This is a genomic window from Solidesulfovibrio magneticus RS-1 (assembly GCF_000010665.1).
GTDB lineage: Bacteria > Desulfobacterota > Desulfovibrionia > Desulfovibrionales > Desulfovibrionaceae > Solidesulfovibrio > Solidesulfovibrio magneticus.
The window spans coordinates 1141102-1154930 of the sequence record NC_012796.1 but is presented as its reverse complement, the minus strand read 5'-3'; the positions used below and the strand labels follow the sequence as shown (position 1 = coordinate 1154930).

The 13829-nt window shown below is 40.6% G+C and carries 13 protein-coding genes and 4 pseudogenes; 15 read left to right on the top strand and 2 right to left on the bottom strand.

The window, feature by feature from the left end; translation table 11 throughout:
• Positions 1-9: 9 nt before the first annotated feature.
• From DMR_RS25745 to DMR_RS04715, 10 genes are all read left to right on the top strand, one after another.
• Complete coding sequence (locus tag DMR_RS25745) at positions 10-129, top strand: hypothetical protein (protein WP_407636336.1); 120 nt, start codon at positions 10-12, stop codon at positions 127-129.
• A 372-nt stretch (positions 130-501) separates the two neighbouring features.
• Positions 502-876, top strand: a complete 375-nt coding sequence (locus tag DMR_RS24290) for a hypothetical protein (protein ID WP_012750602.1) — start codon at positions 502-504, stop codon at positions 874-876.
• Positions 877-957: 81 nt separating this feature from the next.
• Positions 958-1446, top strand: coding sequence for a chemotaxis protein CheX (locus DMR_RS22305; RefSeq protein WP_012750601.1), 489 nt, complete (start codon positions 958-960; stop codon positions 1444-1446).
• A gap of 23 nt (positions 1447-1469) precedes the next feature.
• Positions 1470-1862: a response regulator gene (locus tag DMR_RS22300; RefSeq protein WP_012750600.1), complete on the top strand. Its 393-nt coding sequence runs from the start codon at positions 1470-1472 to the stop codon at positions 1860-1862.
• A gap of 808 nt (positions 1863-2670) precedes the next feature.
• On the top strand, positions 2671-3159 hold the full coding sequence (locus DMR_RS23115) for a pilus assembly FimT family protein (RefSeq protein ID WP_043600090.1): 489 nt from the start codon (positions 2671-2673) through the stop codon (positions 3157-3159).
• A complete protein-coding gene (locus DMR_RS25740) occupies positions 3156-3563 on the top strand; it encodes a prepilin-type N-terminal cleavage/methylation domain-containing protein (protein ID WP_081429573.1) in 408 nt (135 codons plus the stop codon). The genes DMR_RS23115 and DMR_RS25740 overlap by 4 nt, the downstream gene beginning before the upstream one ends.
• Positions 3560-4048: a prepilin-type N-terminal cleavage/methylation domain-containing protein gene (locus DMR_RS23105; RefSeq protein WP_012750595.1), complete on the top strand. Its 489-nt coding sequence runs from the start codon at positions 3560-3562 to the stop codon at positions 4046-4048. The genes DMR_RS25740 and DMR_RS23105 overlap by 4 nt, the downstream gene beginning before the upstream one ends.
• Positions 4049-4056: 8 nt before the next feature.
• The gene (locus DMR_RS24285; RefSeq protein WP_012750594.1) at positions 4057-5445 is read left to right on the top strand and encodes a hypothetical protein; all 1389 of its coding nucleotides are present in this window, start codon (positions 4057-4059) and stop codon (positions 5443-5445) included.
• 301 nt (positions 5446-5746) lie between these two features.
• Positions 5747-5974, top strand: coding sequence for a hypothetical protein (locus DMR_RS04720; protein WP_012750593.1), 228 nt, complete (start codon positions 5747-5749; stop codon positions 5972-5974).
• Positions 5961-6350, top strand: coding sequence for a DUF6573 family protein (locus DMR_RS04715; protein WP_012750592.1), 390 nt, complete (start codon positions 5961-5963; stop codon positions 6348-6350). The genes DMR_RS04720 and DMR_RS04715 overlap by 14 nt, the downstream gene beginning before the upstream one ends.
• 23 nt (positions 6351-6373) lie before the next feature.
• On the opposite strand, the gene DMR_RS04710 is transcribed toward DMR_RS04715, so the two are convergent.
• Entirely contained in the window at positions 6374-6700 is a 327-nt protein-coding gene (locus DMR_RS04710; RefSeq protein ID WP_012750591.1) for a helix-turn-helix domain-containing protein, read from the bottom strand.
• 214 nt (positions 6701-6914) lie between these two features.
• Between DMR_RS04710 and DMR_RS04705 the strand changes: the two are divergent.
• From DMR_RS04705 to DMR_RS25265, 4 pseudogenes are all read left to right on the top strand, one after another.
• Positions 6915-7466 (top strand): annotated as a pseudogene (locus tag DMR_RS04705) (flagellin); the annotation flags it as partial.
• 1248 nt (positions 7467-8714) lie between these two features.
• Positions 8715-9011 (top strand): annotated as a pseudogene (locus tag DMR_RS24280) (flagellin); the annotation flags it as partial.
• Between the two features lie 991 nt (positions 9012-10002).
• A pseudogene (locus DMR_RS04690) lies at positions 10003-10470 on the top strand (flagellin); the annotation flags it as partial.
• Between the two features lie 1056 nt (positions 10471-11526).
• Positions 11527-11823: pseudogene (locus tag DMR_RS25265) on the top strand (flagellin); the annotation flags it as partial.
• A gap of 32 nt (positions 11824-11855) precedes the next feature.
• Here the strand turns inward: DMR_RS25265 and DMR_RS23090 are convergent.
• Positions 11856-12086: a YcgL domain-containing protein gene (locus DMR_RS23090; protein WP_148208358.1), complete on the bottom strand. Its 231-nt coding sequence runs from the start codon at positions 12084-12086 to the stop codon at positions 11856-11858.
• Between the two features lie 367 nt (positions 12087-12453).
• Between DMR_RS23090 and DMR_RS24275 the strand changes: the two genes are divergently transcribed.
• On the top strand, positions 12454-13656 hold the full coding sequence (locus tag DMR_RS24275; protein ID WP_012750587.1) for a hypothetical protein: 1203 nt from the start codon (positions 12454-12456) through the stop codon (positions 13654-13656).
• Positions 13657-13829: the final 173 nt, after the last annotated feature.

Sequence of the window (13829 nt, the reverse complement as noted above, 5' to 3'; positions counted from 1 at the left end):
AACACAACGATGTCTTGCGGCGCGACTAGGATACAGAAAAATGACACTATTAACAAAATTTTTAACAGGGCCGATATTGCATTGTACAAAAGCAAGCAAAATGGGAAAAACTGTGTAACCATTGGATGATTAACTGTTCCAAACCCAACAGAAACAATCTAGAGGCGTTGGTTATGATCATCATTTCAAGCATAAAAAATTTTTTCACTCTAACTTCTACAATAACAGGCCTTGTTGAATATTTTTATAACTCTGGAATATAAAAGACTAAAATCTGCACATGAAATTGCAATCTGATTTTCAAAAAAATTCATGCTTTAGCCCAAGAAAAATCAACATTCAGAAGTGATCACAAGTTAGAACTTTAATGCCAAATTCTATGAACCGTGACAACGCAGACAAATTTAAACAAAAAAAATACTAAATAATTATAAGTTACTATACTTGGAATATTAACTTAAGAACTGCTTTAAAAAAACTAAAACTATTGGAGAGAAGAGAATGAACATTAAACCAAAACCAACCATCGACAGCTCATACGATATAAATAAAAATCGTGCGGAAGTTTATGATTACGGAGACAGCATTTTGAAGATGGACATCGATCTAAACACAAAAATTTCAATCTTATCGCTGTACTACATAAAAGTAATGACATATAATCACAAGCAATTCTCAATACTTTGCCATGCAATAGGAGATGAAACTATATTCAAAAAAATACACTCTAGCAGTCAATTAGTAAAAGAAGTGTATAATCTTTATGTGTCAAAAAAGTATGAACTTCTAGGAAAATTATTTTCAGAGATCGTTGTTGAGCTTTGCCTGGAAATTTACTTAAAAATGCAGACGCCTGACTCTACACAGCAACAGTAATGCTACATCAATCAATTACACAACTAACAATATAACAACTTTTTTCCACACCAACCAGCTATTTGCAAAAAGGGACAAAAAATGGACACCTATGATTTGAATATTGCAATGCCATTTATCCAAGCAACAAAACATGTTCTCTCTACTATGGCCCAAATTTCTCCTACCCCAGGAACCCCTTTTATTAAAAAAGGAACAGCTGCGACAGGAGATATATCTGCAGTCGTTGGATTGACAGGCACAAAGAACGGCAGCATTGCGCTATCATTTTCGAAGAAATGTGCAATAAACATCTTGAAAAACATGATCGGCGACGACATAGAAGATGTTGTTAAAGATGCAATGGATACAGTCGGCGAGCTTACGAATATGATTTCTGGACAAGCTCGGGCACAACTATCACAAATTGGACTAAACCTAACCGCATCAACACCGACCATTATTGTAGGCGACCACCACAGAATCGAGCATATGACAACCTGCACAATCATAGCAATTCCATTTTCAACTTCTCATGGAAATTTTTCAGTTGAATTTTCTTTCGAAGGATGTCACTCCTCAAAGGTTTAAACCAAGTATTGGAAAGTTAAGTCATGAATATAGCTAAATTACGAATCTTGGTAGTCGATGATTTTTCAACTATGCGTAAAATCATCAAGTCAATGCTGAGAAAAATTGGGGTCAAGTCAATCGATGATGCGGAAGATGGCAAGATTGCCCTCAACCTAATAAATATTCATACTTACGATCTAATTATTCTAGACTGGAATATGCCTAACATGTCTGGCATAGATCTTTTAAAATCCATAAAGAAAGATCAAAAACCGAAATATACTCCTGTTTTGATGGTCACTTCAGAAGCAACAGAACCTCAAATAATAACAGCCGTCCAAGCCGGAGCATCAAACTACATTGTAAAACCATTTACCGAAGCAACTCTCACAAAAAAACTTTGCGCTATCTTAAACATTGGAAATAATATTTAGTTTAAAAATTAATCATTCTTCTAAATGCTTTATATATACGAGGCGAATCGAGCAGTTAAGACGTTGCTTTTACAACAGATAGACATGCTGAAACATCAGTCACTCGCCATAACAAGACCAAAAACTGAATCAATGGATAGGAGAAGTTTGCAGAACACTATGTCATTTCTCAGGTCGGTCCAGACCAATTTAACTGCCCCATCGACTGAAAATGCAGCGTCCTGCAATTCAGAGATATAGGCCGTATCAAGAAAATCCCCCCCAATTGGGGGTGAAAAATGGCAGGATCCTGCCATTGGACACGTGTGATTTTGCTCCGAAATGTCATCCACCACCTAATTGATTAGTTTCCTACTTATCAGTCATATTTCAAAAGTTCTAGTAGACTGGACTTTTAAATATCAGCAATGTTGATTTTTTTCTCAGCAAACAGTTCAAACTCTTCCAACGGAATATTGAGGCCCTAGCTTTTCCCCCAGGAGACCTTTTGACACGAGCCGCAACAGATTTAAATTATTCTTCACTAAAATGAAAAATCCTTTACTGTTTGCTATTTACAATATTTTTGGAGACAAGTCACTCCATACAGAAAAAACAAAAATAGCAATTTGCATCTATTTTACAAAAATATACATATTAATAAACGATGATTATGATATATTTTACCAAGAAAAAAAACTTCAACTGTTAAAACAGTATCTTTTTCCTTACCCGAATCAAACTAATCAGATTTACGAATTTTTACTAAACTCAGAAATAACAAAAGCCACCGAAGTCTTGCACAGATTATTAAGCGCAGAGGAATCATATGGGACAAAGCATACCAACATATACAGTTCGAAAAAACCAAATTTTCATTAATTTTACAGGAGAGTCCTTTGGATTTACTTTAATTGAAATAGTCGCAACGCTCATCATTCTTGGAATATTAGCTGCGGTGGCAATCCCAAGATTTACAGATGCTAATTCTTCTGCAATTGTTGATGCTCAAAATTTAAAATCTTGCTTGAGAAAAACACAAACAAAATCATTGTCTGATGCTTATACAACCACGGCAGGTGATGCAAATTGGTCTCTAGAGATTTCAGGAAATTCGGCGATAATTAAAAGAGCAGGAGTGACAAAAGACACTTGCAATTTTAGTTCTACATCAATATCAGGTGGTCCGGTTTATTTTGACAACCGTGGACGACCCGTCAATTCAAATGGACAAGTTCTAACAGCCACAACATCATTTACAGTTCCAGGCTACGGAGTTTCAATTACAGTAATTCCCGTGACGGGGTTTGTTGAATGAAAAGAAAACATGGCTTCACACTTATCGAAGTAATACTAACGCTAGTAATTTTAGCAATCGCCGCCTCCATGGTCATGCCGTATTTTATGTCAGGTGCATTGACAAGCGCTAACCCCATGAACAACGTATCAACCCCTCTCACGTTACAAACCGTTATGTCAAAAATAGTTTCAGACTATAATTCCAACTTTGGTACTACAAATCTACCATCTTTAGCAAGTCTTGCAACAAAGATATTATATACCTCCAACAACATATACGGAATAGACTCAAATTTCATAGTCACAGTAGACCAAAACTATAAATTTGATTCTAACGACACAGACACATCGCTGAAAGTTACGCTAACCAACAACCAAGGAATTTCCAAAGAATCTTTAACTTATATATTTACAAAAAAATGAAATCTAAACACCAGGGATTTACACTTATAGAAGTAGTTGTGACACTTGTTTTAGTCAGCATTATTGGTTTGGCCTTTTCAGATTTTACATCTGGGGTCATACGAGGTCATCTTAATGCAGCTCAAATATCTGCAGCCACAGAAAAAACTCAACTTGCTCTGATGCGCATTAGTCACGAGATTGCAAACATTGACACATACCGATCTTTTAATTTTTCGAACAATCAAATTACTTACTACTACAGGACAGATACAAGTCAATCTACAATTCAACTTTCAAATGGCAGACTAAAATTAAACAACTACGATTTACTTGATTATGTTACTGTGTTTACAGTCTCTAGGCCGAAGAGCCCTTCTGACACGGGCAAGGATGGAACCATGCTGACTATCACTATAACAATAAACGCACTTGGCCAAAATGGAACACTTTCTAAAACTTTTTCAACATCAACTGATTTGATTACTTTGAAATTTCAACAATAGGGATTGCCATGTGTAAATCACCTAATGGATTTTCTTTAATTTGGCTAATATCTTCAATCACTATCATTTCCTTATTAGGCGTAGGGATTTCGAGACTTACCTCTAGAACGACAATCAATGAATTACAACTCAACCAAGACATGCGCGCCCGTTACTTAGCAGAGTCAGGAATAAACTACGCGCTTCTTTATAAATCTTATGTGGCGAACTCTACAACAAAAGATCTTTTAGACTTGAATAACAAAATCATAGAAAATCTTGGAACTGGTGAAAAAATTATTCTTAAAGTTAATCAAGTTGGCGTCCAAACAAACTACAACTACAATGTAACATCTCGTGGAACTGTAAATTACGGATCAGGCCTAGAAGCTAGCTATGAAATTTCTAATTTTATAAATGCTCCAGCAGATAGTGGCGTCGCGATCAATGCCACAGACAAATCCAAAGTTTATCTATACAATGACAACCAAGGCAACACAACAATCCAAGCAGATTTGAGTGCGTTAGGTTACTTTGTTGCCACAGTAACATTTAATCCCAATAAAACTGCAACAACAAAAGAGCCTAAATTTACAGGATATTACGGTCCATTTGGAACCGGAGTACGTTTTTATTTTAAATACAAAATATCGAGTTCTGCAACAGGAGATGGCTTTGTTTTTGCCATTAAAAACGCTTATAACAACACAGTTGATGACGTTGGTCGCTACGGAGAATATCTTGGCTACGCAGGACCATCAAACACCGCAGGTTCAAATGCTTTTGGAATACAACCACCCAAGTTTGGAATCGAATTTGATATTTTTCAAAATAGCGGAAAAAATTACTGCAATCACGCAGGCCAAAATGACAACAACAATGCTCACATGGGCTATGTTTTTTGGGGTGTAGACTCTACTCCTGACCAGACAAATTGCTCAAGTTCTACACCTCAAATGTGGGATGATGTTTATCATGGAGCCGGCAGAAACAACACAAAAGACGACATCGACCCAAAAAACTCACAGAATGGCGATGCTGATGGGTTTTATTCCTTTTCAACACGATCGAATACAACCAATGACACAAAAGCCATCATCGGAAGCGAACACAAGATCAGAATTGACATTGTAAGAAATTTAACACCTGAATCAAGCAATAACAATCAAAGAAAAGGAATGTACAAATATACATTATCAACATACTTCAACTGCACCGAGAACAAGTGCACTGATTTATCGACCGACTACACCCCATCGAACCCAGCCCCTACAAATATTATAGCCATAAAAAAAGACGTTTACTTAACTGACGACCTGCACAACAAATTCGAAAATTTCATGTACGGATTCACAATTTCGACTGGCGCGGCAATGGCAAACTATACATTTTCGCTGCCAGACATGAAGCTTCGTTAAAAAAGCAATATCATTATTTTCTTTTAGAACACATTTCACCCCCGGCTCCTTTGCCCCGGGTCAGCCCATCCCCTCGGACACCCCTCCCCTGCTCTCTACCGGCCCCGTCCTGGGGATTTTCCAGCTGGGCCTTCCCCTTTGCCCCGGCTCCCACGAAACCTCAGGAAATCCCAGCCTCGGCCCAACGTCCGATTTCCATAGGGCTATTCCCAAAATCACTCAAGCTCCCGTGACCGCCTGCCCCTCACAAGGTATCCTTCCCCAAAACTGCCTCTGTAGTGCAGCCCCAGAAGGATACCATATGGAACCACAAGACCTCGAAAAGCTGGACCTAAAATCAGCAATCATCAGCGCATTCCGACCAATTGAGCAACTGTTCAAGATCATGGACACCACCGCCATCGAAGTCGATGGAGCGATACTCCGTTGCTATGCCGAAATCGGACTCGAACTTACAATGAACTTTCGCAAGAAACTTGAAAACTTGCTGAACTCAAATCAGGATGGTCCTGAAAATGCCGAACGATAAAGCTTTTGGAAACGTCATCTACTCCTACTCCAGGGCAGAGGCGATTGCTGACGGGGTGTTGGTCGATGTCACCGAGCAAGCGAAAGCCACCGGCTTCAAACTGCCCACGGTGGTCACCGACAACCTGTATCATCATTATATAGAACCACCAGCGGGGCTGGCTGGCGAGGGGCAGTCCGTGACGGGCAGGCTCCACGACCTGCTGACGCTGGCGCTGTTTGCAGCCAAGAGGGCGGTCAACTCGGACAGGGTCTATTTCAAGGTGGCGTTCCTGATGACGCCAGGACACACGGAAACAGTCGAGGTCATTGCCCATATCGGCCCTGGCGACAGCGCAGAACCGGTCCTGACGATCATGCTCCCTGAGGATGACTGAAAGGTGACGCGGGAAAGCCCAGGTCACTTCTGGATCAGCACCCGGGCCATGGTCAGGATCGCTCGCACTTGCTCTTCGCTGGCCCCGGCCAGCAACTCCAGAAGTTCTTTCTGCACCTGCTCCCGCGTCATGCCGACATCCCCAAGGTCAAAGAGGGATGCCAAATCTTCCTCGAGGGCGGCGGATAATCTTTCGATATTCACCAAGGTCGGATTCCCCCTGCCCCGTTCGATCTCCCCAACGCTTTGGAGGGACAGCCCCGCCCGCTCCGCAAGCTGCTCCTGGGTCATGTCCTTTGCCCGCCGCAATGACCGGACACGTTTTCCAAAAACCTTAAGAATCTCGCCCATGGAATTGTCCTTTTCGGACAGTTTAGGGCTAGCGTGTCCTTCTTATAAGAAAGTTAGGTATGCAAATTGCTAGATATTAACAAGTAAACTTTAATTTTTGTCAATTTTTCCGTCTGAGCCTTGATTCCTGGCGGTTCAGGCCCCGGGCCACCGGAAAATAATTCCGGTGATTTGCCGGGAAATGCCCGCTGAACAAGGAAGGAGATGCCTCCCCATGGCATTGGTCATAAACCACAACCTCATGGCGATGAACTCCGCCAGAAATTTGTCAGACCACTATGGGGCGCTGAGTACGTCGACCCAGCGGTTGTCGTCTGGGCTGCGGATCAATTCCGCCGCCGACGACGCTGCCGGTCTCGCTGTTCGGGAGTTGATGCGATCCGACATCAGCACCATGAACCAGGGGATCAGGAACGCTAACGATGCCATCTCCATGATCCAGACAGCGGATGGGGCATTACAAGTTGTCGATGAGAAGTTGATTCGGATGAAGGAACTGGCCGAGCAAGCGGCGACTGGAACTTATACGGAAGACCAAAGAGCGATCATAAATAGTGAATTTCAAGCCATGGCACTTGAAGTACAGCGCATTTCAAACGCTACTGACTTCAATGGAATACCCCTTCTTAATGGAAATTTGTCTGGAATATCGAATACTTCTAGCTTAAGTTCTTCTGGATCACTCATTGTCCACTTTGGCACCAGCAACAATTCAGCTGAAGATTACTATTCTGTTTCAATAGACGATTCCAGACTCCCCTCGTTATTTAGTAATGCAAACCTTGTTGGATCAGTACTTCCAGATTCAATACCGATGTATGAACCAGAGGGGAGCAGCAAACAAGTAAATACGTTTACAACCGGCGACCAAGAATACCCTTCTTTAACTTCAATCGAAGGAGGTAATTTCCTATCTGTTTGGCAATCACAAAATCAAGGGGGAGCAGGCTGGTCGATCCATGGCCAAATCATGGATACGAATGGCAATAAAGTTGGATCTGAATTCCAGGTAAATACATACAACATTAGCGACCAGACACAACCCAAAACAACAACACTAGGGAATGGCAACTTACTTGTCACATGGGCGTCCAATGGACAAGATGGATCTGGACTAGGAGTCTATGGACAGGTTCTTCAAAAAGATGGCTCAAAAATAGGAAGTGAATTTCGGCTAAATAGCACGACACCAAACGATCAACAAACATCCATACAATATGTAGGAAATCCTTTGGTTGCCTTGGACGACAACCGTTTTGCAGCAGTTTGGTCGTCGGACCTACAAGGAGGCGCAGGTTCGAATACAATATTTAGAATATTCGACAACGAGGGCAATCCCTTAACGAATGAATCCATCGTCAGCGACTATCCTAACGGCTCAAACATAATACCATCAATCACTAAACTGACAAATGGGAATACAATAGTCACATACTCCGGAGGAGGAGGGGGCGGCCCTGACCCAAGTAGCTATGGGATTTATTCTCAAGAATATGACACAAGCGGGGCAAAAGTTGGGAACAACATTCTAGTTAATGATTACACGACAAACGTTCAAAACTGGTCGTCCGTTCAATCTCTTTCGGACGGAAAATACGTTGTTGCATGGTCATCTTTTGACCAAGAATCCCCTGGAAGCTGGGGAACTTACGCAAAAATATACAATCAAGATGGGACAGTATATAAATCCGAATTTAAAGTAAATGACGCAACAATCAACGACCAACACATGCCTGTAATTGCTGACTTAAAAAATGGAGCTTTCATTGTTTCTTACAATTCAGGTGGATTTGATGGAAAAATTGGTTGGGCTATGGGTGCGCAAATCTTCGGCTACAATGGGACAAAGCTTGGAAATGAATTTATGGTCAACAGTGAATTAGCAGGAAATCAATCAAATCCAGCAATCACAGCACTAGACGATGGAAGCTTCGCAATAGCCTACAATAATGACGCGGGGGAAGATCCTTCTGGAATCGGAATTTCTGTCAGAATCTATCAACCCTTCCTAGATATAAGAACACAAACCCGCGCTCAGGAGCATTTAGAAAAGATATCATCAGCCTTAATCAAAAAAGACAAAATCAGAGCAAACCTTGGAGCCACTCAAAATCGTCTTGAAAACACGGTTTCAAATATCCAGATTCAGGCTGAAAATCTTCAAGCAGCTGAATCACAAATCTCTGACACCGATGTCGCTGATGAAATGACCAATTTTGTCAAAGAACAAATACTTTCGCAAGCTGCCGTTGCCATGCTCTCACAAGCTAATTCATTGCCAAAAATGGCGTTGCAGCTTATCGAGGGTTAAAACGATATCTGTTTTGCATCAAAACAAAGACTTCTATTCAAGCCTAACTACACAATAGCCCTTGACAGCAACAAGGCTTTCAATTTCTTTATAGCGAGGGAAAATAACTTCTGTTTCTTTCTCTCCAGGAATGAATTCCTCATAAACTTAATTTTTCTCATTTCTTCTAAAATGCCTTCTGGAACACAAAAAAATCGTTTTTATTTCGTGCAAAAAGATACATCTTGAGATTTAGCTTGCTTTGATGAATCGCGAACGGCATGCCTAATCGATCTTTCCTGTCAGCACTTAAGGTTCAGATTCTCCGTCAAGTCTGGTGCAATTCTTGGACTTAAGAAACGCAGATAACTACGCATTTGAAATAATTTAAGATTTCATTCGACAGTCACCCACTATCTGCCCTCCGTCACTATTGGACCAAGCAGAGGACTGCGCCACTAAATCTACACTAACATAGCCCGCGAGATGGCAGACTTCTGCCATCCGACACCATTTTTACTGCCCAATCTACTTAAAATCGGAAAATGCAGCACCCTGCAAATTGTAACTATCTAAAATAGCAGTACTTTATCTCAGAAAACAGCTCAAACACCCCTTGGGGGAATTTGGGGTTGGGTATCTTCCCCAGACTCCCTCTTAGAGGGACACCCCCAACTCCCGGCTCACCAAGTCAATGTCCTCGCCTCGAAGCAGCCGCAGCACGGCCTGAGTCTTGTGACGCGCCCAAAATCGCTTGGGCGCTCCTTCCTCTCTCTGCATACGACACCTCCCGAGCGGCAGATTCATACCGCCAAGTTGGTGTCCAAGAAAACCCTAGGCCAATCCAAAAGTTAGGTATGTAAATTGCTAGATATTAACAAGTAAACTTTATTTTTTGTCAATTTTTCCGTCTGAGCCTTGATTTCTGGCGGTTCAGGCCCCGAGCCACCGGAAAATAATTCCGGTGATTTGCCGGGAAATGCCCGCTGAACAAGGAAGGAGATGCCTCCCCATGGCATTGGTCATAAACCACAACCTCATGGCGATGAACTCCGCCAGAAATTTGTCAGACCACTATGGGGCGCTGAGTACGTCGACCCAGCGGCTGTCGTCTGGGCTGCGGATCAATTCCGCCGCCGACGACGCTGCCGGTCTCGCTGTCCGGGAGTTGATGCGATCGGATGTAGCAACCCTGAACCAGGGGGTAAGGAACGCTAATGATGCCATTTCTCTAATCCAAACTGCTGACGGAGCTTTACAGATAATTGATGAAAAGTTAATTCGGATGAAGGAATTAGCTGAACAAGCTGCTACTGGAACTTATTCGAGCGATCAAAGGATAATCATTGACAGCGAATTTCAAGCAATGATGTCTGAAATACAACGAATTGCAATATCTACTGACTTCAATAGCATTAAACTCCTTGATGGAAGCTCTAATCCAATCATAGAACTTGGTGAACAAATTAATCAAAGTGGTTTTGGAATTAGCCCCCTAACAAATAGTGCTTCATATGGAATAGTTGAAGCTGGCGGAACTCTATATTGCTCTGACAGCACAAACAGCATATATAAATACGACGGGAACAAATCTTGGACAGCTGTATCCTCAGGATTGCCAGCTGGCATAAAATTAATATCTAAATATGATGACAACTTAGTCTGCGGAATACTGACTGGATCAGGCGTTGGTGTTTATCAATATCAAAATTCAACTTGGACCCAAATAAATACTAATGGATTTGGAAATCCAAATAATTTTGGAATGGACTCTATGATAGAAAAGGATGGCGACCTGTACGTCTCCACAAACAATCCAACCGATGGTGTGAATATTTATAAATACAATTCTGGGACTTCATGGACAAAAATAAACACTGACGGATTCGGTGATTTAAACAATACAAACGCAAACCTTGGAACTTCAAATGGCAAACTATACGCTTCAACATGGAATAACAATGGAACTATAGTTTACGAATACGAAAGTGGCACATCGTGGAAGCCAATATCACAACAAGGATTTGGAAACGGAACAAGTGCTTTACAGTTCACAAACTTAGACGGAGAACTATACGGGGGCGCTTCTTCAAACGATGGTGCTGTTATTTATAAATACACTGAAGGAGGAAACTGGGAGCAGATTAATTCAAATGGGTTTGGAGACGGCGTAACTGGAGCCTCAAGAATAGTTAACTTTCAGAATGAATTATATGTTGGCACAGGCGGCCTGTCACCTGGAGACATCGGTGGGGTTTATAAATATACAGGGAACAAGCAGTGGGAAAAAATAAACGACAACGGCATCGGGAATACAAACAATAGGTCAATAACGTTATATTCTGCAGGAAAAAACTTATATGCCACGTCGTATAACCCAACCGACGGAGTTGAAGTTTTCAACTATTTAGAGGCCGAAGACAACAAACTGACCGTACAATTCGGGACACAGAATAGAAAAGATATCGATAGTTACGACATCCCTGCTACAAACTCAACAATCAACACTAATGGACTCAACATACAAGACTTGAACATTAGAACACAAAATGGAGCTCAATACTCATTAGAAAGAATAGACAACGCCATCGTCAAAAAAGACAAAATCAGAGCAAATCTTGGCGCAACCCAAAATCGCCTTGAAAACACGGTTTCAAATATCCAGATTCAGGCTGAAAATCTTCAAGCAGCTGAATCACAAATTTCTGACACCGATGTCGCTGAAGAAATGACCAATTTTGTCAAAGAACAAATACTTTCACAAGCTGCCGTTGCCATGCTCTCACAAGCTAATTCATTGCCCAAAATGGCGTTGCAGCTTATCGAGGGCTAATAAAATAATTTTTTGCATCAAAACAAAGACTTCTATTCAAGCTTAACTACACAATAGCCCTTGACAGCAACAAGGCTTTCAATTTCTTTATAACGAGAAACAATAATTTCTGTTTCTTTTTCTTTGGGAAATGAATCCCTCAAAAACTTGACTTTCCCCATTTCTTCTAAGATGCCTTCTGGAACACACGAAAAATCGTTTTTATTTCGTGTAAAAAGATACATCTTGAGATTTAGCTTGCTTTGATGAATTGCGAACGGCATGATCCCTCTATCTTCTGTAAACATCGATACAAGTTTAAATTCTCTTATTATCTCCGAACGACCCCGTCTTCTTACCCACAGACACTAATCATACAATATTTCAAACAGTTAGCCATCGACTCTTCGCCTTTTACCCCACTACGCCCCAGCCCCAGGCATTCCCTGACGGTCTCCCCGCAAACACGACCTGAACTATGGCAGGAGACTGCCATCTGACGCAGCCTTTTTCAAGCCCCTGTAAAGAAAAAACAATTTTATTGAAACCCAACAAGAAATGTGAAATAATTCTCTGGAAATACTTGGCCCAATCATAGCCAATGCCAAGGGACTACAATACCATATTTATTCAAGAAGAAGGTCATATTCCATGCCAGAAAAAACCTACACTATCACAACGAACTGGAAGAAACTTAAAAACTACAACAAAGATGGCGCAGACAGACTAATTACTCGGATTTCTAAATTTGACAAACAAATTTATTCAAAATTCCTCAACAAAGAGCACAGCGTTATATTCAAAGGCCCAGATCAGGAACAAGCATTAAAAATAAAAAAGTTACTAACAGACATTGGGATATATGCCGTTGTTGACGAGAAGTCTAACTCACCCCAAAAAACAGAGAAAGCCTCACCCTCCAAAGTTAAGGACAAAAGAAATCTCACCATCGGCATAGTCAAAAACAAAATAGTCCACTACACCAGGATGCTCTTAATATTTCCAGTACTATTAATATCAAAACTTACTAAAAAAGAAATTCCAACAAAAAATGCCTTTATAATATTAGCAATAACGGCCTTTTTGGGGACTTATAATTTCATATTCGACATATTAATGAGCCCATTTTACAATTTATCATATAGCTACTGCACGGAGTCATTTGTTTCTATTGAAACAATTTTTATTATCGCATCTATTGCTAAAAATATAACATCTATAAGTGTAGCATCATTGACAGGCATCAGCGATTTTATCAGCAGAATATCTGGATTTCTTGAGAACAGCTTAATAGCACTTACAGCTCAAACCGTTCTTTTAAAGATAGTCCAGCAGGGATTCCTTTTAAAATCAAGCCTCACCCTAGGATTTGGTCTCGGAACATTTGAAGCATCTAGAAAGTTTGGTGAAAAAATTGTATTGTTTTCGATTTTTATTTACATTGCTCTTCCATTTTTTGTTGCCACAGAAACATACATTTTCAACAAAGTTACTACACAACAAATTGAAAACATTAACGCAGAATATATCAAAAACGGCAAGGCGGTAGGTTTGTCAAAAAAAGCTATCGTAGGGGTCGCCAGTTATATATCTAGCAAAGTTGCTGAATTCACCTCAGGAAAACCTGACGAGCAAACAAATGAGAACGTGAAATCTTTAAAATCTTTCTTCATGACCATACTAAACAGCTTGATGTTTGTATTAGTGTCAACGATTGTTCTCAGCATTTCAGGCCCATATGTCATATACCAGCTATTTAAAATAATATTCACAACAGCGATAGACAGAAATGTCCACATCTCTCTATTCAGCGAAGATAGAGGTCATTATTCTATGCAAACTACAAAAAAATAAAACATCAAAAAAAATTTGATTAATAACATTTGCAAACCAAAATGGTTGCCAAACTTACATATAAAATCAAATTAACTCATAGCTGGCTATACATTATCTTGCTGAACAAATAGTCCCAGCACCCCTTGGGGGAATTTGGGGTTGGACTCCCTCCCCGGACACCTCCGGGATCG

Bases quoted from the DNA above. Each gene is read 5' to 3' on its own strand.
- DMR_RS25745 (WP_407636336.1), top strand. From the start codon at position 10: ATGTCTTGCGGCGCGACTAGGATACAGAAAAATGACACTATTAACAAA.
- DMR_RS24290 (WP_012750602.1), top strand. From the start codon at position 502: ATGAACATTAAACCAAAACCAACCATCGACAGCTCATACGATATAAAT.
- DMR_RS22305 (WP_012750601.1), top strand. From the start codon at position 958: ATGGACACCTATGATTTGAATATTGCAATGCCATTTATCCAAGCAACA.
- DMR_RS22300 (WP_012750600.1), top strand. From the start codon at position 1,470: ATGAATATAGCTAAATTACGAATCTTGGTAGTCGATGATTTTTCAACT.
- DMR_RS23115 (WP_043600090.1), top strand. From the start codon at position 2,671: ATGGGACAAAGCATACCAACATATACAGTTCGAAAAAACCAAATTTTC.
- DMR_RS25740 (WP_081429573.1), top strand. From the start codon at position 3,156: ATGAAAAGAAAACATGGCTTCACACTTATCGAAGTAATACTAACGCTA.
- DMR_RS23105 (WP_012750595.1), top strand. From the start codon at position 3,560: ATGAAATCTAAACACCAGGGATTTACACTTATAGAAGTAGTTGTGACA.
- DMR_RS24285 (WP_012750594.1), top strand. From the start codon at position 4,057: ATGTGTAAATCACCTAATGGATTTTCTTTAATTTGGCTAATATCTTCA.
- DMR_RS04720 (WP_012750593.1), top strand. From the start codon at position 5,747: ATGGAACCACAAGACCTCGAAAAGCTGGACCTAAAATCAGCAATCATC.
- DMR_RS04715 (WP_012750592.1), top strand. From the start codon at position 5,961: ATGCCGAACGATAAAGCTTTTGGAAACGTCATCTACTCCTACTCCAGG.
- DMR_RS04710 (WP_012750591.1), bottom strand. From the start codon at position 6,700: ATGGGCGAGATTCTTAAGGTTTTTGGAAAACGTGTCCGGTCATTGCGG.
- DMR_RS23090 (WP_148208358.1), bottom strand. From the start codon at position 12,086: ATGCCGTTCGCAATTCATCAAAGCAAGCTAAATCTCAAGATGTATCTT.
- DMR_RS24275 (WP_012750587.1), top strand. From the start codon at position 12,454: ATGCCAGAAAAAACCTACACTATCACAACGAACTGGAAGAAACTTAAA.